This is a genomic window from Natrarchaeobius oligotrophus, from assembly GCF_003841465.1.
Lineage (GTDB): Archaea > Halobacteriota > Halobacteria > Halobacteriales > Natrialbaceae > Natrarchaeobius > Natrarchaeobius oligotrophus.
The window spans coordinates 39,816-60,232 of sequence record NZ_REFZ01000005.1 but is presented as its reverse complement, the minus strand read 5'-3'; the positions used below and the strand labels follow the sequence as shown (position 1 = coordinate 60,232).

21 protein-coding genes and 1 tRNA gene are annotated in these 20,417 nt (G+C 61.9%); 14 read left to right on the top strand and 8 right to left on the bottom strand.

Going from position 1 to position 20,417, the window contains the following annotated elements:
* Positions 1 to 41: 41 nt before the first annotated feature.
* Together EA472_RS08670 and gap are read right to left on the bottom strand one after the other, a co-directional pair.
* Positions 42 to 1,253 carry a phosphoglycerate kinase gene (locus tag EA472_RS08670; RefSeq protein ID WP_124191116.1) on the bottom strand — a complete coding sequence of 404 codons (1,212 nt, stop codon included), beginning with the start codon at positions 1,251 to 1,253 and terminating at the stop codon, positions 42 to 44.
* Positions 1,254 to 1,383: 130 nt separating this feature from the next.
* Positions 1,384 to 2,457, bottom strand: coding sequence for a type I glyceraldehyde-3-phosphate dehydrogenase (gene gap, locus EA472_RS08665; protein WP_124191115.1), 1,074 nt, complete (start codon positions 2,455 to 2,457; stop codon positions 1,384 to 1,386).
* Positions 2,458 to 2,717: 260 nt separating this feature from the next.
* On the opposite strand from gap, the gene EA472_RS08660 reads away from it, so the two are divergent.
* From EA472_RS08660 to EA472_RS08650, 3 genes are all read left to right on the top strand, one after another.
* Positions 2,718 to 3,785: a type II glyceraldehyde-3-phosphate dehydrogenase gene (locus tag EA472_RS08660; protein ID WP_124191114.1), complete on the top strand. Its 1,068-nt coding sequence runs from the start codon at positions 2,718 to 2,720 to the stop codon at positions 3,783 to 3,785.
* Between the two features lie 145 nt (positions 3,786 to 3,930).
* Entirely contained in the window at positions 3,931 to 5,199 is a 1,269-nt protein-coding gene (locus EA472_RS08655; RefSeq protein WP_124191113.1) for an RNA-guided endonuclease InsQ/TnpB family protein, read from the top strand.
* 132 nt (positions 5,200 to 5,331) lie between these two features.
* Positions 5,332 to 5,733 carry an Hsp20/alpha crystallin family protein gene (locus EA472_RS08650; RefSeq protein WP_124191112.1) on the top strand — a complete coding sequence of 134 codons (402 nt, stop codon included), beginning with the start codon at positions 5,332 to 5,334 and terminating at the stop codon, positions 5,731 to 5,733.
* A gap of 202 nt (positions 5,734 to 5,935) precedes the next feature.
* On the opposite strand, the gene EA472_RS08645 is transcribed toward EA472_RS08650, so the two are convergent.
* From EA472_RS08645 to EA472_RS08635, 3 genes are all read right to left on the bottom strand, one after another.
* On the bottom strand, positions 5,936 to 6,823 hold the full coding sequence (locus EA472_RS08645) for an ATP-grasp domain-containing protein (RefSeq protein ID WP_124191111.1): 888 nt from the start codon (positions 6,821 to 6,823) through the stop codon (positions 5,936 to 5,938).
* 193 nt (positions 6,824 to 7,016) lie between these two features.
* Positions 7,017 to 7,547, bottom strand: coding sequence for a 50S ribosomal protein L16 (locus EA472_RS08640; protein WP_124191110.1), 531 nt, complete (start codon positions 7,545 to 7,547; stop codon positions 7,017 to 7,019).
* Positions 7,548 to 7,696: 149 nt separating this feature from the next.
* Positions 7,697 to 7,927, bottom strand: coding sequence for a MarR family transcriptional regulator (locus EA472_RS08635; RefSeq protein ID WP_124191109.1), 231 nt, complete (start codon positions 7,925 to 7,927; stop codon positions 7,697 to 7,699).
* Between the two features lie 491 nt (positions 7,928 to 8,418).
* Between EA472_RS08635 and EA472_RS08630 the strand changes: the two genes are divergently transcribed.
* The 9 genes from EA472_RS08630 to EA472_RS08590 all read left to right on the top strand — a co-directional run bounded on the left by EA472_RS08630 (position 8,419) and on the right by EA472_RS08590 (position 16,448).
* Positions 8,419 to 9,600, top strand: a complete 1,182-nt coding sequence (locus EA472_RS08630) for a CBS domain-containing protein (RefSeq protein WP_124191108.1) — start codon at positions 8,419 to 8,421, stop codon at positions 9,598 to 9,600.
* A gap of 81 nt (positions 9,601 to 9,681) precedes the next feature.
* Positions 9,682 to 10,722 carry an ABC transporter ATP-binding protein gene (locus tag EA472_RS08625; RefSeq protein WP_124191107.1) on the top strand — a complete coding sequence of 347 codons (1,041 nt, stop codon included), beginning with the start codon at positions 9,682 to 9,684 and terminating at the stop codon, positions 10,720 to 10,722.
* A complete protein-coding gene (locus tag EA472_RS08620) occupies positions 10,722 to 11,519 on the top strand; it encodes an ABC transporter permease (RefSeq protein WP_124191106.1) in 798 nt (265 codons plus the stop codon). Before EA472_RS08625 ends, EA472_RS08620 begins: the two co-directional genes overlap by 1 nt.
* 119 nt (positions 11,520 to 11,638) lie before the next feature.
* A complete protein-coding gene (locus EA472_RS08615; protein WP_124191105.1) occupies positions 11,639 to 12,367 on the top strand; it encodes a carbonic anhydrase in 729 nt (242 codons plus the stop codon).
* Positions 12,368 to 12,458: 91 nt separating this feature from the next.
* On the top strand, positions 12,459 to 12,677 hold the full coding sequence (locus tag EA472_RS08610; protein ID WP_124191104.1) for a hypothetical protein: 219 nt from the start codon (positions 12,459 to 12,461) through the stop codon (positions 12,675 to 12,677).
* 114 nt (positions 12,678 to 12,791) lie between these two features.
* On the top strand, positions 12,792 to 12,986 hold the full coding sequence (locus tag EA472_RS08605) for a cold-shock protein (protein WP_005554588.1): 195 nt from the start codon (positions 12,792 to 12,794) through the stop codon (positions 12,984 to 12,986).
* Between the two features lie 109 nt (positions 12,987 to 13,095).
* A complete protein-coding gene (locus tag EA472_RS08600; protein ID WP_124191103.1) occupies positions 13,096 to 13,491 on the top strand; it encodes a cupin domain-containing protein in 396 nt (131 codons plus the stop codon).
* Between the two features lie 113 nt (positions 13,492 to 13,604).
* Entirely contained in the window at positions 13,605 to 14,324 is a 720-nt protein-coding gene (locus tag EA472_RS08595) for a ParB/RepB/Spo0J family partition protein (RefSeq protein ID WP_124191102.1), read from the top strand.
* A gap of 57 nt (positions 14,325 to 14,381) precedes the next feature.
* Positions 14,382 to 16,448, top strand: coding sequence for a DEAD/DEAH box helicase (locus EA472_RS08590; protein WP_124191101.1), 2,067 nt, complete (start codon positions 14,382 to 14,384; stop codon positions 16,446 to 16,448).
* A 164-nt stretch (positions 16,449 to 16,612) separates the two neighbouring features.
* On the opposite strand, the gene EA472_RS08585 is transcribed toward EA472_RS08590, so the two are convergent.
* Positions 16,613 to 16,870, bottom strand: a complete 258-nt coding sequence (locus tag EA472_RS08585; protein ID WP_124191100.1) for a pro-sigmaK processing inhibitor BofA family protein — start codon at positions 16,868 to 16,870, stop codon at positions 16,613 to 16,615.
* Positions 16,871 to 16,951: 81 nt separating this feature from the next.
* Between EA472_RS08585 and EA472_RS08580 the strand changes: the two genes are divergently transcribed.
* Positions 16,952 to 17,024: transfer RNA gene (locus EA472_RS08580), tRNA-Pro, on the top strand.
* Between the two features lie 386 nt (positions 17,025 to 17,410).
* Here the strand turns inward: EA472_RS08580 and EA472_RS08575 are convergent.
* Positions 17,411 to 18,346, bottom strand: coding sequence for a hypothetical protein (locus EA472_RS08575; protein ID WP_124191099.1), 936 nt, complete (start codon positions 18,344 to 18,346; stop codon positions 17,411 to 17,413).
* 96 nt (positions 18,347 to 18,442) lie between these two features.
* Positions 18,443 to 19,102: a hypothetical protein gene (locus tag EA472_RS08570; RefSeq protein WP_124191098.1), complete on the bottom strand. Its 660-nt coding sequence runs from the start codon at positions 19,100 to 19,102 to the stop codon at positions 18,443 to 18,445.
* Between the two features lie 952 nt (positions 19,103 to 20,054).
* On the opposite strand from EA472_RS08570, the gene EA472_RS08560 reads away from it, so the two are divergent.
* On the top strand, positions 20,055 to 20,273 hold the full coding sequence (locus EA472_RS08560; RefSeq protein WP_207891141.1) for a MarR family transcriptional regulator: 219 nt from the start codon (positions 20,055 to 20,057) through the stop codon (positions 20,271 to 20,273).
* Positions 20,274 to 20,417: the final 144 nt, after the last annotated feature.

The following is a 20,417-nucleotide window of genomic DNA, read 5'->3' as shown; positions in this document are numbered from 1 at the left end:
CCGTGGTTCTCAAAGTGGGCGTGCAATCGCCCTCTTCGAGCTCAGGCCGCCCGCTCGAGGACGTCGACGCCGACCAGCTCCTCTCCGGTGAGCGCGCGGACGTACGCGCCGCCGGCGACGGAGACGTGCGAGAAGTCCTCGGCCTCGAGGTCGTACATGTCGACCGCGCGGGCCGTGTCGCCGCCGCCGACGACCGAGAAGCAGTCGGTCTCGGCGATGGCCGAGAGGACCTCGACCGTGCCGGTGGCGAAGCGCTCGTCCTCGAAGACGCCGAGGGCTCCCTTGACGAAGACGGCCTCCGACTCGCGGACGAGGTCGGCGTACCGCTCGGCGGTGTCGGAGCCGACGTCGAGGTACGACGTCTCCTTCTCGATTTCGCCGACCGCGGTTTCCGCGCGCTCGCCGGCCCCGTCCTCGGAGGCGAGGTCCTCGGCCAGCAGCAGCCGGTCGCCGTACTCCGAGAGAACGCGTTCGATCGTCTCCCGGTGGTCGTCCCACTGGTGGTCGAAAAACTCCGTTCCGTCGACGTCGTAGCCGACGTCGTGGCCGTCCGCACGGAGGAAGAGTTCGCCGACGATGCCCCCGAGACAGAACCGGTCGACGGTGTCGTCGACCCGCTCGATGACGGGAATGAGGTCCTCCGCCTTGGTCCCCCCGAGGACCATCGTGACGGTGCCGTCGAACTCCCGCTTTCGAATCGCGGAGTTCGCGGTGTACTCGGTCTCCATCACGCGACCGGCGTAGGCGTCCATCGCGAGCGGAAAGCCCACGAGCGAGGCGTGCGACCGGTGGGCGGCGGAGTAGGCGTCGTTCACGTAGGCGTCGAACTCGGGGGCGAGCGTTTGCACGAACTCGGTGTCGGCTTTCACCTCGGGCGCTTCCTCGGGCAGTTCCTCCTCGCACATGCGGGCGTTTTCGAGGACGAGCACGTCTCCCGCCTCGAGGTTACGGATCGCCTCGAGGGCCTCCTCGCCGAAGGTGTCGGGGACGTACTCGACGTTCCGACCGAGATGGTCGGCGAGCACGTCGGCGTGTCCCTCGAGGGTGACGAACGTGTCACGGCCCGGCCGCCCCTGGTGGGCGAGGAGGGCAACGGCGTGATCGTCGGCGAGCAGCTCTGCGATGGTTTCCGCGTGGCGCGCGAACCGGCGGTTGTCCTGGACGACCCCGTCGGAAACGGGGGCGTTGACGTCGATGCGGACGAGCAGTCGCTGTGCCGGCTCGAGGTCGTCGATCGTCTTGAACGTCGTCATGGATTCTCGTATCGAACGGGTGTGGTGAAATCGCTTAAAGGTGACAGAACGGAGCGAGCGGGTTCCGAGCCCAACTGGTGAGCGAAACTCCCCTGTGGGAGCTCGATTTCGCTCAACGGTCGGAAGAGTACTAGGGGGCGAGCGCTTCTTCGGAGCCGACGTTTTCGGATTCGGCGGCGACGTACGTCGCGAGATCGAGCATCCGGTTCGAGAAGCCGAACTCGTTGTCGTACCAGGTCAGCACCTTCACGAGGCCGCCCTCGAGCACCATCGTCGACTCGAGGTCGACGTAGGAGGAAAACGGCAGGCCGACGATGTCCCGGGAGACGATCTCCTCGTCGGTGTAGCCGAGGACGCCGGCCAGCTCGTCGTCGGCGGCGTCGCGGATCGCGTCGGCGAGTTCGTCCTCGGTGACGTCGGCTTCGAGGTCGACGGTGAGGTCGGTGATCGAGCCGTTCGGGACGGGGACCCGCATCGCCATGCCGTCGAGTTTCCCCTCGAGCTGGGGGAGCACTTCGGTGGTGGCGATGGCGGCACCGGTCGAGGTGGGGATGATGTTCTCGGCGGCGGCGCGCCCACGGCGGCGCTTGCCCAGCGGGCCGTCGATCAGATTCTGCGTGCCGGTGTAGGCGTGGACGGTCGTCAGGAGGCCGGACTCGATGCCGAACTTCTCGTCCAGCACCTTGACGACCGGCGCGACGCTGTTCGTGGTACAGGAGGCGTTCGAGACGACGTCGGCGTCCTCGTACTCGTTGTGGTTGACGCCGTAGACGATCGTCTGGACGTCCTTCTCGCCTTTCGGCGGCGCGGAGATGATCACCTTCTCGGCGCCGGCCTCGAGGTGCTGGGCGGCGTCGTCGTACGTCCGGAACAAGCCGGTCGCCTCGAACGCGACGTCGACCTCGAGGTCGTCCCACGGCAGGTCGGTGGGATCTCGCTCGGAGAGTAACTCGATCTCTCGACCCTCGACCGAAAGCGTGTCGCCGTCCCGAGAGACGTCCTCGAGTCGGCCGTGGACCGAATCGTACCGGAGTAGATACTCCATGTCGTCGTCGTCCATCACGTCATTGATTGCGACGATCTCGACGCCGTCGTACGCAAGCGACGCGCGCAAGACGTTTCGGCCGATTCGTCCAAACCCGTTGAGCCCGATCCGCAAGGGTTCGTCCGCTCCGTCGTCACTCCCGTATGAATGTTCACTCATATTCGAGTTGTATGCTCCCCAACGTTAAAATCGTTGCCCCATCCGAAACGTTGATGAACGTTACACATAGACTCTCCTCAGCACGGGCCGACCACGGTCTTGGGCACCAATTGACACATTCGTTATGTGTGGAATATCGGTCAATTTTTAGAATACCTGCTTCACGTGTGTCGGTTTTATCTAAGTTACTCGATTTCGAGTTAACATCTGTAAAATTCTTGCGAAACGGTTATGAGTGTTGACGGTGGATGGTGAATCGTATGTTACGGGTCGGAGTCAACGGGTACGGAACCATCGGCAAACGCGTCGCCGATGCGATTCGTGCACAGCCCGATATGGAGGTCTGCGGCGTCGCGAAGGTCAGCCCCGACTACGTCGCCGTGGGTGCGGCCGAAGCGGGATACCCCGTCTACGCCGTCGACGCGGATCGCGCCGACGAGTTCCGCTCGATCGGTATCGACCTCGCCGGAACCGTCGACGAACTCGTCGCAGCCAGCGACGTGGTGGTCGATGCGACTCCGTCCGGGGTCGGTGCCGACAACCGCCCGCTCTACGAACGCCACGACACCCCCGCGCTCTTTCAGGGCGGCGAGGACGCGACCGTCGCCGAGGTCAGCTTCAACGCCCGCGCGAACTTCGACGAGGCTACAGACGCCGACTACGTTCGCGTCGTTTCGTGCAACACGACCGGCCTCTCGCGGTTCGTCGCCCCGCTCGAGGAGAACTACGGCATCGAGAAAGTCCGCGCGACGCTGGTTCGCCGCGGCGGCGATCCGAACCAGACCGGCCGCGGTCCGATCAACGACGCGCTGCCGGATCCCGTCTCGATCCCCTCCCACCACGGTCCCGACGTCCAGACCGTCTACCCCGAACTCGATATCGACACGATCGGGCTGAAGGTTCCGACGACGATGATGCACGTCCACGCCGTCAACGTCACCCTCGACGACGTTCCCGACGACGTCTCCGACGTTCGCGACCGACTCCGGGCCGAGGACCGCCTGCTGTTGATCCCCGACTACGCGGGCATCGACGGCGCGGGAACGCTCAAGGATCTCGCACTCGACGCCGGGCGTCCCCGCGGCGACGTCTGGGAGAACTGCATCTGGGAGGAGTCGATCACGCTCGAGGGACGAGATCTCTACTGCATGCAGGCGATTCACCAGGAGTCCGACGTCGTGCCGGAGAACGTCGACGCGCTCCGTGCGATCTCCGGCCACCTCACCGGTCCGGAGAGCCGAACGCTCACGAACGAGACGCTCGGCATCGGTCTCGGTCGACTTCGGGGCCGCGAGGATCTGACCCTCGATCGCCAGACCGCGGATTAGCTGAAAGAGAGGGCGCTAAGCCCCCGTCCTCAAGGAGCGAGGTGGAGCCGATCGAGTAGGGCGGGGATACAGCGCCCGCACGAGTTGCAAGCGACTTCAATCAGAGTCCTTGACTATCGATAACTCGTAGCAAGAGCCACGTCGCATGAAGTACAGTCCACGCTACCGACTCTTTCCTACTGAAGAGCAACGGGATGCGATGGACTGGCAACGCGACACTGTATGGCAACTCTACAACCACGCGCTCCGCGAGTTCAACCAGATTCCCGAAGACGCTGGCACGCTCCGACAACGCGTCTGGATGGTCCGCGACACGCTCCCTGCGCTGAAAGACTGGTGGACTGACCTAACCAAAGTGTACTCCACCGTCTTGCAGAAAGCCGTCGAACGAATCCGCGACAACATCAACAGCCTCGGCGAGCTCAAAGCGAAAGGTTACGACGTGGGGTCGTTGAACTGGAAGTCACCGCGTGAGTCCAGGAGTTTCACGTACCGGCAATCGGGCTTCGAACTCGACAAGAAGAGTGGCCCAGACGGACACGCACTCCTGAGGCTGAAGAAACTCGAAGGTGAAACCCGAACGATTCCAGTTCGGATGCACCGCGACCTTCCTGACCACGACACCATCAAGGAAGTCACGCTGAAGAAAGACCCAACGGGCGTGTGGTATGCGTCGTTCACCATCGAAACCGACACGCCAGCCAAACCCGAGCCCGGCGACATTGACGCCGAAGACACAGTGGGGCTCGACCTCGGCGTCCTCAATTTCATCCACGACAGCGATGGGCGGTTGGTAAAGCGGCTCGCCCTGTCCGGTGACCGCGAGCGCCTCGAACGCGAACAGCGGTCGCTGTCGCGGAAGCAGGAAGGTTCGAACAATTGGGAGAAACAGCGCCGCCGCGTCGCTGAAATCCATGCGAGGATGTCGAACAAGAAGCGGGATTTCAAGCACAAGCTTGCGCATTTTTACACGACAGAGTACGACGCGGTGTTCGTCGAGAACCTCAACGTGAAGAGAATGCTCGAATCCCCGCAGAACGCTCGGAACAAGCACGAGGTCGGTTGGCACGATTTCCTCACCATCCTCGAACACCACGGCGAGAAGAACGGCTGTCACGTCGTGGAAGTCGAGTCCCGAGGTACGACGAAAGAATGCGCTGAATGCGGCGCGGAAACCGCGAAGCCGCTGTGGGCCCGCGAGCATTCGTGCCCGAGTTGCGGTTTCGAACTTGATCGGGACTGGAACGCGGCACTCAACATCCAACAACGCGGTTGGAACCGCCTAGGAGTGGTTCACTCCGAAGACACGCCTGCGGAGACTGCGACCGCTGTGGACACGCTTTCGGTGTCTGCAAGTCGCGTCGTCGAAATAGGAAGCTCCTGCCTCAAGGAGACGGCGCAAGTCGCCGAGTAGGCCGGGGTAGTTCACCGGGTCGACCGCTGACTGGCGAACTCCGAACTCGCACGGGCGTCGATCGCGCTCGCTCGATTCCCCGGCGGGTTCGCTCGGGGAAAGCTTTTGCACCTCCCCTCCTTACCCACACCCATGCGACGAGACGACCGCGACGAACCCTTCGACGATCTCTTCCGCGAGATCGAGCGAATGATGAACGAGATGATGAGCGGAGCCGATACGAACGTCGACTTCGACTCCTCGAGCAGCGTCGAGACGGGATTCGGAATGGACACGCACATCGACATTCACGAAACCGACGACGAGATCCGCGTCGTCGCCGACCTTCCCGGCGTCGCGAAAGACCACATCGACCTCGAGTGCGACGGCACGACCCTGACGATCTCCGCCGGCGGCGAACACCACCAGTACGACGAGCGCCTCTCGCTGCCCCAGCGCGTCAACGAACACACCGCCTCCGCGACCTTCAACAACGGCGTCCTCGAGGTCGTCTTCGAATCCGCCGAGGAATCGTCCGACATCAGCCTCGAGTAACCCGACCGTCGCGGTCACAGTCGTTTTCCGTTCCTAATCGCGACGAGCCGGGCCCCTGACGATCGCACCGCCGACTCGCTTTCTCGCGGCCCGATGGAACCGATCGGCTCCGGCTTTCACACTGAAAACGTATCGGAGACAGTTCGCACGCCCCCTGTGACTATCCGGCGACCGAACCCTCCCACACTGTTCGCACGAGATGCTACGGTGGCGCTCGGTCGTCCGAGGCCGCCGCCGATCGAATCGCGCCCGCGAGCCGATCGTAGAATCCCGGCTCGTACTTCGTCTCGTCGTCGATCGTCGGCCGGGCGTTCGTCTCGTTGACGACCAGCCGATCGTCCGTCTCGAGGAGGTCGACGCCGACCAGCGGGATCTCGAGTTCGGCGGCGACCGCTTCGGCCAGTTCGCGGTGTGTCTCGGGCAGGGAGACGCCGGTCGCCTCCGCGCCGCGGTGGACGTTGTGTTTCCACTGTCCGTCCGCGACGGCCTCGTCGGGGAGGCGACGCTCGACCGCGCCGACGCACTCACCCTCGAGGACCATCACCCGGTAGTCGACGGCGTCGGGGAGGTACTCCTGGACGAGAAACGATCGGTCGCCGGTCGCGCGGTAGTCGTGAACCAGCGAGAGGTAGTCACAGATCCCCAGAAACGAGTCGAGGTCGTGGGCCTTCGCCACGCCGACGCCGCGGGTCGTCGAGTTCGGCTTGACGACCACGGGCGGCTCGAACCGCTCGAAGACCGCCGACAGCGCCGACTCGTCGACGTCGTTCGAGACGTAGACGGACGACGGGATCGGGAGGTCGGCCCGCTCGAGTCGTGCCAGCACTTCCGCTTTGTTCCGCGAGGTCAGGACGGCGTCGTGGTCGTTGAGCCACGGAACCTCGAGGAAGGCGTCGGCGACGCCACCTTCCATGAGCCGCCCCGGATAGACGAAGCCGACGTCGAACTCCCCGGGCGACCACGGCGGATCGGTCAGATCCACCGTGCGCTCGCTCGCGGGCACGTGGTGAACGCGGACGCCGCGCTCTGCGAGCGGCTCGCGCATCCGCCGGAACGTCTGCTTCGCGTTGGCGACCGCGAGATCGATCATACCCGGGAGTCGGCAGGGGAGCGGTAAAAAGCTGCCCGAGACGGCCGAGGCACCCACCCGATCCGCGTCCGGTGACCGAGTCCACGACTCCAAAAAGACGCGCGAGTGCGTTCCGATCCTCTCTCGAGTGACGACGCTCGGACGGCCGCTTCGCTGCTGTCGGCGCGAAACGAACGGGTGTAAAAGCCGGTTTCTAGGCGATCAGCTCTTCTTCGCCCTTCTCGACGACGATGCGACACGGTGGCGTGATCTTGTTGTACGCGCGACGGAACGCCTCCTTGGCGAAGTCGGCGTCGTCGACGTCACACCAGATCGTAAAGATACGATCGCCCTTGTCGATTCGTGCCGCGGTGCCGACGATCTTGCCGAACGACTGGCGCATTCCGTCGGAAACGCGGTCTGCACCTGCGCCGGTCGCCTGCTTGTTCTCCCGGATGACGTGGTGGGGGAACTTGCGCAGGATCATCTTGTAGTTACCCTCGCCGGCGTTTTTCAGCATGTGTCGGTTAGCCGACAGCCGCGAGGCCTCGAGGCTGCCGTGGCGGATCTGGACCTCCTCTTCGGTGACGAGGCTGATCTGGATCGGGTAGTCGTCGGGCGTTGCGCTGATGTCGCCCATCTTGTGCTGTGCGATCTTCGAACCGGGGATTCCAGTGATGTATTCGCGGCGCGTGTAGGCCGGTTTACTGATGTCCCGGTACATCGAGGCGGGTTTGTCGGACATGGTTGTGATTACTTACGAAAACGGAAGCCTACCGTGCGGATAAAGCCTTCGAACCGCGTACGCGGCGTTCGACCGCCGGAATCGGGCGCGTCGCGACGCGAGCGGACGTCCGAGTGCGTACTCGAGTCCCGGCGAGAGCCGACGCGAGTTCATCCGACGACGACGTACTCGCGTCCGCGCTTTTCGACGAGCTCTTCGCTCGTCAGCGAGTTGAGCACGCTCAGAATCGATAGCTTGCTCATCGCCAGCGTCTGATTGAGATCGCTCACCGTCGCACCCTCGGTCGCATCGAGGTACAGGTAGACGAGTTTCCCCTGCGGTGAGTCGAGTTCGGACGGGAGCACACCGATTTGGTCGGTCGCGAGTTGCCCTTCTGCCATGATAGCAGTATCGACGAGAACCTCACGTATAACTCTATGGGGGATAGAATAGATGTTGACTAATCTGTTTAATTGGCATTATATGTATTGATTAGCGTTCGCACGACGGATCGTTCGCCCGTGGTGTACGCCATCCCTTCGCATAGCCCGCCGTACCCGCTCGATACGTTCTTCGCGTCGGACGCGAATCCCGTTCGGCGATTGGCCCGTGCCCGGCGAATCACGCGACTCGCGATTGCGAACAACTGTCTTTCGAGTGACCGCTTTCCTCGAGTCACGACGATCGAAACTCGATATAAGGTGTATTAATATCTGGTGTCGAAACGATCCCGAGAACGGCCCGGCCGATCAGTGTGTCCGTTTCGTTGTGGATCGAAACGGACCGGCAGTTCGGCCGAACGTTTGGATCGGACTTCTTTCGCGTCGCTCGCGGGCGCCACCGCAAGCGCATCGGCGGCGTGTTTAAGGTCGTTCCACCGGAAGGACTTCGTATGATGAAGAGTTTCCGGATCGGGTCGCTGTTCGGGATACCGATCAAACTCGATCTCACGTTCTTGCTGGTGCTCCCGCTGTTCGCGTATCTCATCGGGATACAGCTCGAGCCCGTCATCGGGATTCTCAACGCGAGTATGAACGCCGGGATCGACGTCGACGCGCTCACCGCCGAGTGGTGGATTCCGTACGCCGTCGGGTTGGCCGCAGCGATCGGGCTGTTCGTGGGGGTCGTCCTCCACGAACTCGGCCACTCGCTGACCGCTCAGCACTACGGATTTCCGATCGACTCGATCACGCTCTGGCTGTTCGGCGGGATCGCCGCACTCTCCGAGATGCCCGAAGACTGGCGACAGGAGTTCACGATCGCCATCGCCGGCCCGATCGTCTCCGTGCTGGTCGGCATCGTCTCGTACGCGCTGTTTCTCGTCACGCCCGAGGCCCTCGACGGAACGCGGTTCGTCCTCGCGTACCTGGCGATTTTGAACGTTGCACTCGCCGGGTTCAACATGCTGCCGGCGTTTCCGATGGACGGCGGCCGGGTTCTGCGGGCGTTTCTCGCGCGCTCGCGACCGTACGCGAAAGCGACCCAGCAGGCCGCGGGCGTCGGAAAGTTCCTCGCGGTCGTCATGGGATTGTTCGGGCTGATTCCGCCGATCAACATCATCCTCATCGGCGTCGCCTTCTTCGTCTACATCGCCGCCTCGAGCGAGGCCCAGCAGGTGACGATGAAAGCCGCCTTCCAGGACGTCACCGTCGCCGACGTCATGACGCCCGCGAGCGATCTCCACACCGTCGGGCCCGAGACGTCGGTCGCGGAACTCGTCCGGCGGATGTTCTCCGAGCGCCACACCGGCTACCCGGTGATCGACAGCTCCGGATTCGAGGAACGGCTCGTCGGACTGGTCACGCTGTCGGACGCCCGCGACATCAAGCCGGTCGAGCGCGACGCCTACACCGTCGAGGAGGTGATGACGACGGATCTGAAGACGATCTCGCCCGACACCGACGCGATGACTGCGATCGAACAGATGCAGTCGGACAACATCGGCCGGCTGCTCGTCGTCGAGGACGGCGATCTGGTCGGTCTGATCTCGCGGTCCGATCTGATGACCGCGTTCAACATCGTCCAGCAAAGCGGTGCCGTCGGACTTACCGGCCAGCCCCGAACCGCCGACTGATCGTCGACGATCGGTTCTGAACCGGCGTCCGGAGTGCCGGGATCAACATTCTTAACCGCGGCGGAAGCCGAGAATCCGTCGATGCCACCGGCCATCGAGACCGTCGATCTCGTGAAGGATTACGGCGAGTTGCGCGCTCTCCAGGAGCTGTCGCTGACCGTCGAGAAAGGTGAGTTCTTCGGGCTACTCGGGCCGAACGGCGCGGGCAAGACGACGTTCATCAACACGCTGGTCGGTCTCGTCCGCAAGACCGACGGCGAGGCGCGGGTCTTCGGCGCCGACGTCGAGACGGAGTACCGCGAGGCCCGCGACGCGATCGGGCTCGCTCCCCAGGAGTTCAACGTCGACCGCTTTTTCCCCATCAAGGAAGTGCTGATGCACAAAGCCGGCTACCACGGCGTCCCCGAGGACGAGGCTTCGGATCGAGCCGACGAGGTTCTCAAGCGAGTCGGTATCTACGACAAGCGCCACGAACGCTTCGACTGGCTTTCGGGCGGGATGAAGCGACGACTGTTGCTCGCGCGAGCGCTCGTCACCGAGCCCGATCTGCTCATCCTGGACGAGCCGACGGCGGGCGTCGACGTCCAGCTCCGCCACGACCTCTGGGAGCTCGTCACCGAACTCAACGACGAGGGGACGACGATCCTTCTGACGACCCACTACATCGAGGAGGCCGAACGACTCTGCGACCGCGTCGCGATCATGAACGAAGGCCGGAAAGTCACCGTCGCGACGCCGGACGAACTGAAACGACGGGGGACGGATACGATCTCCGTCACCCTCGAGTCGCCGCCGACGACGACGCCCGACGTCGGCCCGTACGCCCACGAGGCGTCGGTGGTCGGTGACCGTCTCGACGTGCGCGTCGACGACGGCGGGTCGACGGCACCGCAACTGCTCAACGACCTCGAGGCGGCCGGCCACGAAATCGCCGACCTCGAGATCACGCGGACGTCGCTCGAGGAGATCTTCGTCGATCTGACCAAACGCGAGGACCGATCGGTCACGCGGTCGGACGCCTCGAGCGACGAATCCGGCGACGCCGGCGCGGGACGGAACGGAGAGTCGTCGGGACGGGGACGCAACGAGAGCGCCGAGCGCGAACAGGAGGGGATCGCCTGATGTTCTCGGTCGGCTTCCGGTCGTTGTTCCGTCGCGAACTGTTGCGGTTCGTCCGCCGGCCGAAGAACACGTTCATGCCGCCGGCGATCACGAACGTCCTCTACTTCGCCGTCTTCGGGGTCATCCTCGGCGGCCGGATCGACGAGCCGGTGCCCGGCATCGGCTACATCCTCTTTCTCATCCCTGGACTGGTCGTTCTCGGAACGATCTCGAACGCGTTCGAAAACGCCTCGTTTTCGATCTTTCACGGCCGCTGGAACGAGTACATCCACGAGACGCTCACCTCGCCACTTTCGTACGTGGAGATGGTGTTCGCCTACGTCGCTGCCAGTGCAGTTCGCGGGCTGATCGTCGGCGTCATCATCGCCATCATCGGCCGGCTGTTCGTTCCCATCAGCGTCGAGAACGGCCTGTTTCTCGTCGCAACGATGATCGTCGTCGCAGCGCTGTTTTCCGGGCTCGGCATAATCGGCGGACTCGTCGCGCGCGACTTCGACGATCTGACCGTGATGAACCAGTTCATCCTTCGCCCGCTGGTCTTTTTCGGCGCCGTCTTCTACTCGCTGACCATGCTCGATCCCCTCTGGCAGTACGTCTCCCTCCTCAATCCGATGGTCTACATGGTCGACAGCGTCCGGTACGGGCTGCTCGGCTACTCCGACATGCTCGAGATCGCACCCGCGGCCTACGCGGCGGTTGCCCCGCTACTTTCGCTCGCCGTTCTCACGGCGCTGACGGCCGTCGTGCTCGCGATCGACGTCTACCTGTTCAAGATCGGTTACGGACTGACGGACTGAGAGGCCGCTCCCACCCCTCGAGCGTGCCGTTCGATGCGATTCGACCTGGAAAACCGATCCGAATCGGACCGTCTCACGGAAAAGTAACTGTTTTGATCGCGGTCCATCCGTGTGTACGTATGGACGCGAACGACGACCACGACTCCGACCGCGACGACCGCGACGTTCTCTCCGAGTTACTCGCCGGCAACGAACGCCACGTCGACGAGCTCCCGTCGGCGTACTTCTCGTCGGTCAAGACCGGCCAGCATCCCGACGTCGTCTCGGTCTGTTGTTCCGACTCCCGCGTTCCACAGGAGCGGATGTGGGGCGTCGACGATCCCGGTACGGTGTTCACGCCGAGCAACATCGGCAACCAGGTCTGGGACGACGACGACGGGACGCGGATCGTCGACGGCGGCGTGTTGTACCCGATCCACCACGCGGGGACCGACGCCGCGGCCGTCGTCGGCCACACCGGATGCGGTGCCGTCACCGCCGCCTACCGTGTGGCGACCGGAGACGAACCGCCGGGACCGCGAGGCGTCGACAAGTGGGTCGACATGCTCGTCCCGGTCGTCGAGGAGGGCCTCGAGAGCGGGCTCGTCGACGCCGACGCGGACGACGAGATGGTGATCAACCAGCTCGTCGAGTACAACGTCGACCGCCAGGCCTCGTTTCTTCGCGCCTCGGACGACGTTCCCGACGCCGTCGACGTCTACGGATTCGTCTACGACTTTCAGGGCGTCTACGGGAACGAGGACGGTCGGGCCTATCTGGTCAACGTCAACGGCGAGACCGACCCCGACGCGATCGCCGAGTTGTTGCCGGACGGCTACGAGACGACCGTCCACAGCCTGCTGTACTGATCGACCCTCCTCGAGAGCCGACGGTTCCCGCCCGCGACCGCCGATTCTCGGTACCGTTTTACCCCCGCTCGAAAAACAGTCGTCCGTTCAGATGCGATCGTACTTCGAGTCCGACACCGGATTCTACTACGCGGTCGGCGCCTTTACGATCGGCGTGTTCGTCGCCGCCGTCGCGGCGCTCGCTGCCGTCGGTCCGAGCGGCGTCGGAACGAGGGAACTCGCCGGTCTCGTCGGCGGCTTCGTCCTGTTTATGCTGGTGTATTTCGTTTCGATCACCGTCCATCGACTCGAGGAGAGCGAAGACGTCTAACGTCTCTATCGACGGTCTCGGGCCGTCTCGAGTGCGCTTTCGAGCGACGATCGGTCGACACGGCGAGGCAAAGTCGGAGTATTTATACGTGTCCAGCAACTCTCTTTAGAAGCAATGGCGAAAGGAACCGTTGATTTCTTCAACGACACTGGCGGCTACGGATTCATCGAGACTGAGGACGCGGACGACGACGTGTTCTTCCACATGGAAGACATCGGCGGTCCGGACCTGGAAGAAGGGCAGGAGCTCGAGTTCGACATCGAGCAGGCCCCCAAGGGCCCGCGCGCGACGAACGTCGAGCGCCTGTAAGGCGGATTCGTACAGCGGTATCGGCACTTGACTGCAGTATTTTACACCGATCAGCGACGGCGCTCTCGAGCAGCGAACGTTTAGTAGCCGTCGTCACCCACGTACGAGCATGACAGACTCCGGTACGGAGCCCGAGCCGCTGATCCGCTTCGGCGACGAGATCGAGTACGAACCCGTCGACGCAGCCGACGGCCTCGAGAAGGGCGTTCTCGTAAACGAGGATCACGGCGCGCCGAACTTCGCGATCCGCCGGTTCGTCCTCGAGTCCGGCTGTGAGGTTCCAAAGCATACCAATGCCGTCGAACACGAACAGTACGTCCTCTCCGGCGAGTACGTCGTCGGCATCGGCGACGAGGAGTACGAGATCGAGGCCGGCGACTCGCTGTTGATTCCCGCGGGGACGGTCCACTGGTACCGCAACGATGGCGAGGGGGCGGCTGCCTTCCTCTGTGCCGTCCCGAACGGCGACGACGAGATCGAACTCCTGGCGGACGATTCCCGGTAACGGCCGTTCTCGCCGACGGATTCCGTCGTCCGCAGCCGCCTTTCGATGGAGTGGGTTTCGACATAGTGAATCAAAAAGCTTTATTGAAATCTACTCGAATAGGTGGGTAATAAATGCCTGCCGGAGATCGGTTCGACGACCCACCCTTCGACAACGGCGACGTCGTCGTCGACAGGGACGACCCGTCTCCGAACGAGGCCGTCGTGATCAACGTTCCGCCGATGGCGGCGACGGAGTGGGTAGTCAGCGGCAGGGGAACGCTCGCGTCGGACAATCCGGCGTATCCCGACGACGACCGCGTCGTCATCGTCGTCTACCGCGAAACCCTCACGCGGGAGTACCCGAACTACTCCGGCGGATACCCGATGTTGGTGGACTGGCTGAACCGGGACGGCGTTCCGTACTACGCGTTTCCGTCGCGTCGGCTCCGGACGGTCGACACGATGCAACCGACCGAACTCCCGCTGTCCGAGATCGATCCGTCGCCGTACCACGCGCGGAACTTCGTCGAATCGAAGAACCGGGCGTTCATCGAGGAGATCCGCGACCGCGGACGCCCCGATCCGATCCCGCTCGTCCGCGACTGCGACGACCGGTTCGAGGTCCTCAACGGCCACAAACGAATATGGGCCAGCCACGTCGCCGGCCTCGAGTCGATCCCCTGTCACTGTCTGTACGTCGACGACGAGTGGGCGGCGCGACTGTGGGCTCAGTGGCACTTCGACTCCTACGGCGCGGCCGAACGGTCGGTCGCCCGCCGTCGACTCGAGGCGACCTTCGGAGCGAAAGCCGACGAGATCGTTCCTCGTCCGCCGGCCGCACAGGCTCCGTGAACGCGATCGTCGACCGAGTCCGAACCGCTCAAGTACGGTACCGCACTATCGAGTACCGTGTCGAAGCAGGTCCAAGAGGTCGAGACGATCTTTTGTCACGAGACCGGCGACGACTACCTCGTGGTCGTCATGCGTGACGGCGAGCGGCTGTTCCGTGCGAAACTCGGTCTCTCCGAGACGTCGGCGGGCCCCCGCCCCGCCAAGTTCCGGCTCAAACAGGACTCGAGCGAGGAGCCGCGCCAGCCCGACGAGTTCGTCGAACTCGCCCGCCGCGCGCGCCGGATTCGCCTGTCCGAGCAGACCTCCCCCGAAGCCCGGCGCGAACTCACGGAGATGTTCTCGGGATACCAACTCGAGGACAAGACCAAGACCGTCCGCACGTGTCGGTACTGCGCCTCCGCCGGGCGGTACTCGCCGATCACGACCGACACCGCGATCAAAGACGATCGCGACTGGATCTGTCGGGACTGCGCCCGGACGGAACTCGAGCGCCAGCTTTCCTACAGCGGCGGCGGCCAGGTCACCGGCGCGGCCAAAGAGCGACTGGAGGAGCTCATGCTCGAAGTCCAGGACCTGGATCGGATCGTCAACCTGCTCGAAGGACGGCTCGATCCCGACCTCACGAAGTTCGATACGATCTCGGCGACGGTCGACGAGGTCGATCCGGTCCGCGTCGACTCGCTGGACGTCCACCCCGACCTACAGGAGTTGCTCGAGGACCGATTCGAGACGCTGCTGCCGGTCCAGAGTCTCTCGGTCGAGAACGGGCTGTTCGAGGGCACCGATCAGCTCGTCGTCTCCGCGACGGCGACCGGAAAGACCCTCGTCGGGGAGATGACCGGTCTCGACCGCGTCCTGAAGGGAAAGGGGAAGATGCTCTTTCTCGTCCCGCTCGTCGCACTCGCCAACCAGAAGTACGAGGACTTCCGGGACGAGTACGGCCACCTCGTCGACGTCACCATCCGCGTCGGCGCGAGCCGGATCAACGACGACGGCGCACAGTTCGATCCCGGTGCCGACGTCATCGTCGGCACGTACGAGGGGATCGACCACGCCCTCCGGACCGGCAAGGAGATGGGCGACGTCGGAACGGTCGTCATCGACGAGGTCCACACCCTCAAAGAGGACGAACGGGGCCACCGCCTCGATGGACTCATCTCGCGGCTGAAGTACACCTGCGAACGACGTGCACGACGCGTCGAGAGCTACGATGGGGCCCAGTGGATCTACCTGTCGGCGACCGTCGGCAACCCCGAACAGCTCGCGGGCGCACTCGAGTCGACGCTCATCGAGTTCGAAGAACGGCCGGTCCCGATCGAACGCCACGTCACCTTCGCCGACGGCCAGGAGAAAGTCCGCGTCGCGAACAAACTCGTCAAACGCGAGTTCGACACCGAATCCTCGAAGGGATATCGCGGACAGACGATCATCTTCACCAACTCGCGTCGGCGGTGTCACGAGATTTCGCGCAAGCTCGAGTACGACGCCGCGCCGTACCACGCCGGGCTGGATTACAAGCGACGCAAGCGCGTCGAACGCCGGTTCGGCGAACAGGACCTCGCCGCCGTCGTGACGACGGCGGCGCTCGCGGCCGGGGTGGACTTTCCGGCCTCGCAGGTGGTCTTCGACTCGCTGGCGATGGGCATCGAGTGGCTCTCCGTCCAGGAGTTCCACCAGATGCTCGGTCGCGCGGGTCGTCCCGACTACCACGACGAGGGCAAAGTGTACGTCCTCGTCGAACCGGACTGTTCGTACCACAACTCGATGGAGATGACCGAAGACGAGGTCGCGTTCACGCTCCTGAAAGGCGAGATGGAGTCGGTGATGACCCACTACGACGAGGCCGCGGCCGTCGAGGAGACGCTCGCGAACGTGACGGTCGGGGGCAAAGCCGCGAAGGCGCTCAACGACCGGATGCTGGGCGACGTTCCGACGAAACACGCCGTCGGCAAACTGCTCCAGTACGAGTTCATCGACGGCTTCGAACCGACGCCGCTGGGGCGCGTCGTGACGGAGCACTTCCTGGAGCCCGGCGAGGCGTTCGCGCTCCTCGACGGCATCCGGAAGGACGCCCACCCCTACGACCTCGTCGCGGACATCGAGTTGCGCGACGCCGACCTGTGATACGGATTGCTGTACCGATGTACCGGCGCACCTGCGACCCGGGCGGCGGGTGCGCCGGTACTGACGTACAGTAAACCGTATGAGCCGGGCTGTCGTCCCGACGTGCGTGGGATCGCGGCCGGACGGTTGTACGAACCTGACGGACGACGCTCCCTGTGAACCGATCAGGGAACGAACGCGATACCGAACAGCGCCAGCAGGATGACCAGCAGCGAGCCGGGGAAGCCGCCGATCGCGACGATCACGAGCGCGACCGGCGTCACGGCGATCGGCAGTCCGAACGCTGCCTGTGCGACGAACAACACGATCAGGCCGACGACCGCGTTGACGATGAAGGGTCTGACGGTCTGGACGAGCGTCGACGCACCGAGAACGGCGGCGAGGACGAGGACCAACAGCAGAATCTCGAGTCCCGTAACCATACCGGAGATTTCGCGCCGAGAGCCAAAACCGTTCGGACCGGAACGAAACCCTTTATGACGTGCGCCCGAAACGGATGATACGGGATCGTGGGTTAGCCTGGTATACTTCGGGCCTTGGGTGCCCGTGACCCCGGTTCAAATCCGGGCGATCCCATAGCGAAAATAAGGGTTGCGCAACCCTTATGCGGCAGTTTTACTCAGACCATCAAACCGGTTCGGCACAACCCCGTCCAGACACCGCCTCGTTCGGGAGGTGATTCCCGGTGATTTCTCGAGGTCGGACGATCTCGAGTAGCCGGACCGATCAGTCGCGGCTATCGACGGGGGTACGTCCGACGGTGCGGTCTCTCGCCCATTCTTGACAAACAATTGGGAAGTGTATGGTTTCGATGTCACGAGGTATGGTTCGAGCGCTCGGTGAGGGGTGGTTCCAGACGACGCTCGCGTTCTGGGCCGAGGTACTTGAGAAGCCCCCGATCTACTGACGACGATCACGGCTGACACGATCCGTGAGGTCGCCCGATAGGCCACCTCGCTCCTTCAATCTTCAAATTGAACAGCGTTGTGCGATGCATTCCGCTGCTTGGTATATTTTTGTAACTTTGTGATTATCTTTTGTTCATCAAGTCTGACATCCCGCCGGGAGAATCGAATATTGGGCCGAAGTCCTTTTCGGTGGAGAACAATTGTGCGGTTGGTTACGGTGAACCCGTCAATGTCTTCCCATGGTGTGAACAGACGTGACTGAACTGATCCACGCTGTTCTAGTCCATCAGACGTGATACGATAGGTTCGCTTCGAGGATGTATTGTTAGCAATCAGGATTAGTACAACGAGTAACATACCGACGGGAACAATTACGGCCCTGGAGAAAGTGGCTTCAACCCATCCGAAATAACCGATAATCATCACAACGAAGAAACTGGTACAAACGACCATTCCAGACAGCAATTTGAATTGATCGATCCACGTCCAACCGGCCTTCCACTCGATATCGATTGCTTTGTCGTCAATCATCGCGTTCGCCACTCGATTGCGGGCCATGCTGACAAGCAACTCTCCCAGGCATACAGTGGCTAGCCCAAAAATGAATCCGAGAAATCCGATGAGACTCTCTACAGTTGTGGCTTCGGGATTGACGATTATATACGCAGGATACCGAATCACATCAGAAAAGTATACAAATACCGGTACGATGCCTATCAGAGGAAGTAGCCAGCTCATCCAACTCCTGTTGAGCAAGATAACTATCTTTCCCAAGTGAGCGACTTGCCAAGCTACGCCAGCAGCTATGGTTGTTCCAATTGCTCCGAATACACCGATCACGAGTAATTCATTGCTCAACCTGAACTGCTCTACGATACTGAGCAACAGTGTCGGGGTGATCAGCGCTGCCACGTACGCACCAGCTATTACGCGAAAAGACGTATCCAGCCGTTCCGGTTTCTGGAGAAACTCCCTTTTATCATTTGACATGCTGGCGAAATGCTGGTGATGTCATATAGATTGTTACAATTCCAGAAGAGATCATAACGACATTTTGGTGTCTATGTAGTGTATATTGCTATCCCTTCAGCATGGTTCCAGGCAGTCTTGCGGCTCTATGAATTCATCTTCACCGTCAACTATGATACCACACCCATGGTTTCTCGTGCCTACACGCGAGGCCCCTAAGGAGACGAGGACTGCAGCGACGGCTAAAATTACGGCACCTATCCCAGTACCCGCATATCCAGCGATTGCGGCAGCGATCACGCCCGTCCCAGACCCCATTTGCAGACCAAACTGGATCTCGTTGGTGTCGGTGTTGTTTAGATATACATGCTCGTCGTCCACCTTACTAACACCACAAGATTGTGTAGTACTTCGGGACGCTTTCTGTTCGAATTTCTCGATCATCTGGTTTCCTTTATTGGTAGTTTCGAACATGATCTCTCCAGCCTTCTCCCTTGCTTTTAGATAACCGTCATCTATGGCTTTATTAATTTCCTCCACAAGGTACTGGGGAGTGATTTCAGCTGCTACCGTACCGTCCTGTCCTCGGATGGTGATTCCTTCGTGTGTAGTATTTGCTTTCACCTTTGCTTTTCCATCGTTGATTGTGACCGCCTTATACAACTCAGAAAGTGTGGGTTCTTCTTCCGGACTATCTGATGCGAGTGCAGAGCCAGAAAACAACCCGCCAGCGGCGATGGCAGATGCACTTGGCGATATTATTCTTCGACGACTCATATTATTGAAATCTATACCAATTGGATAATTATCATATGGGCACATAAATGTTTTTAATATTTCCCATGTTGGTGTCCGAATCAACCTGCCTCTACTGTTTGAATTCCTGCTTGTTCAATACAGTGCTGAAGAACAAACCAGATGCTGAGCGAGTCGTCGCGTCGAACGAACGCGTGTGCGAGACGATCTCGACGTTCGTCCAGATCATCCGTCACAATAAGCAAGATAAACACGGTCGACAACCGCTGTTCTCGTCGCTGCAGGGTCGTCCGAAACCGGGTACGCTACGCGTCTGGATGTACCGCGCCACCTTCCTCTGTATCTACGCCGTACTGCACCGTGAAAACAGCCTAATTCAATGCCGGGAGATCCCATATTGCTACTGCGAGCACATTCGCGAGCGCCAGCTACTGGAAAGTGACCGGATTGAGACAGAGAGAGGTTCTGCGCGAAGCGCAGTTCTCAAACGTGGTTCGAATTTCGGGCGGTTCTATCCGGTTCGTCGCGAGTAACTCCGTGAGCGACGCCAGCTCCTTCGTCCCGGTCGCCTCGTACTCCACACGTCTACCGTCGCCGGTAGTGCCGTCCCACCTCGCCCGGCTTGCACTCGAGGTGGCGGTTTCGTAACCGGATCTGGTGACGTCTCTTTCCGTCTCGGTTCGAGGTGGAGAGTTCGGTGGTGGAGAGCCGAGAACGCGCGGCCCGCAAGAAGTGGTCCCACTGGAATGGTGTGTCAGAGGCACAGGTTGCCGTGAGACCAGTCGGCAGTTATGAACTCACCGTGAAAGGCACACTGCCTCACTCGTGAGGGTTTTCTTGAAAGTGGTTTTCTCTCACACGGCGTACCGCGGAAACGCCCTCGGGACGAGTTCGATCGTCCTCGAGCGGACTGGTGTGTGCACACGTTTCTCATCCAACATTTATGTGCTCCGTCGTTGGCGTCTCGTGTGCGATGATGTCCACGACTGAACAATCCATAGCGGTGCCGGACGATCTCGAGTCACCGCAGGCGAAACTCGTCTACCTGACGCTTCTCGTGACGGACGAAGCGACCGTAACCGACCTGCAACAGCTTCTCGGCCTTTCGAAGCTTACGCTCTTGCCGATACTCACGTCGCTCACCTCGAAGAACCTCGTTCGCCGAACCGACGCCGGCTACGCGAGTCACTGATCGAACGCGCGTTCTGTTCCGGATCCAACGCCGGTTTCGACCGACGGCGCAGTCGCTGCGACGGGACTTCCCCTGCAGACGATTCCGGCCCTCTCGCTTTGCACTCGAAGTCGCCCCGAGCGGAATCTCTCACCGCCCGGTCGG

What these genes read in the sequence shown, in the direction of transcription:
- EA472_RS08620 (WP_124191106.1), top strand. Translation starts at nt 10,722, where the DNA reads ATGTTCTCGGTCGGCTTCCGGTCGTTGTTCCGTCGCGAACTGTTGCGG.
- gap (WP_124191115.1), bottom strand. Translation starts at nt 2,457, where the DNA reads ATGAGTGAACATTCATACGGGAGTGACGACGGAGCGGACGAACCCTTG.
- EA472_RS08595 (WP_124191102.1), top strand. Translation starts at nt 13,605, where the DNA reads ATGCCTGCCGGAGATCGGTTCGACGACCCACCCTTCGACAACGGCGAC.
- EA472_RS08635 (WP_124191109.1), bottom strand. Translation starts at nt 7,927, where the DNA reads ATGGCAGAAGGGCAACTCGCGACCGACCAAATCGGTGTGCTCCCGTCC.
- EA472_RS08600 (WP_124191103.1), top strand. Translation starts at nt 13,096, where the DNA reads ATGACAGACTCCGGTACGGAGCCCGAGCCGCTGATCCGCTTCGGCGAC.
- EA472_RS08650 (WP_124191112.1), top strand. Translation starts at nt 5,332, where the DNA reads ATGCGACGAGACGACCGCGACGAACCCTTCGACGATCTCTTCCGCGAG.
- EA472_RS08630 (WP_124191108.1), top strand. Translation starts at nt 8,419, where the DNA reads ATGATGAAGAGTTTCCGGATCGGGTCGCTGTTCGGGATACCGATCAAA.
- EA472_RS08625 (WP_124191107.1), top strand. Translation starts at nt 9,682, where the DNA reads ATGCCACCGGCCATCGAGACCGTCGATCTCGTGAAGGATTACGGCGAG.
- EA472_RS08575 (WP_124191099.1), bottom strand. Translation starts at nt 18,346, where the DNA reads ATGTCAAATGATAAAAGGGAGTTTCTCCAGAAACCGGAACGGCTGGAT.
- EA472_RS08615 (WP_124191105.1), top strand. Translation starts at nt 11,639, where the DNA reads ATGGACGCGAACGACGACCACGACTCCGACCGCGACGACCGCGACGTT.
- EA472_RS08560 (WP_207891141.1), top strand. Translation starts at nt 20,055, where the DNA reads ATGATGTCCACGACTGAACAATCCATAGCGGTGCCGGACGATCTCGAG.
- EA472_RS08605 (WP_005554588.1), top strand. Translation starts at nt 12,792, where the DNA reads ATGGCGAAAGGAACCGTTGATTTCTTCAACGACACTGGCGGCTACGGA.
- EA472_RS08645 (WP_124191111.1), bottom strand. Translation starts at nt 6,823, where the DNA reads ATGATCGATCTCGCGGTCGCCAACGCGAAGCAGACGTTCCGGCGGATG.
- EA472_RS08670 (WP_124191116.1), bottom strand. Translation starts at nt 1,253, where the DNA reads ATGACGACGTTCAAGACGATCGACGACCTCGAGCCGGCACAGCGACTG.
- EA472_RS08655 (WP_124191113.1), top strand. Translation starts at nt 3,931, where the DNA reads ATGAAGTACAGTCCACGCTACCGACTCTTTCCTACTGAAGAGCAACGG.
- EA472_RS08585 (WP_124191100.1), bottom strand. Translation starts at nt 16,870, where the DNA reads ATGGTTACGGGACTCGAGATTCTGCTGTTGGTCCTCGTCCTCGCCGCC.
- EA472_RS08640 (WP_124191110.1), bottom strand. Translation starts at nt 7,547, where the DNA reads ATGTCCGACAAACCCGCCTCGATGTACCGGGACATCAGTAAACCGGCC.
- EA472_RS08610 (WP_124191104.1), top strand. Translation starts at nt 12,459, where the DNA reads ATGCGATCGTACTTCGAGTCCGACACCGGATTCTACTACGCGGTCGGC.
- EA472_RS08570 (WP_124191098.1), bottom strand. Translation starts at nt 19,102, where the DNA reads ATGAGTCGTCGAAGAATAATATCGCCAAGTGCATCTGCCATCGCCGCT.
- EA472_RS08660 (WP_124191114.1), top strand. Translation starts at nt 2,718, where the DNA reads ATGTTACGGGTCGGAGTCAACGGGTACGGAACCATCGGCAAACGCGTC.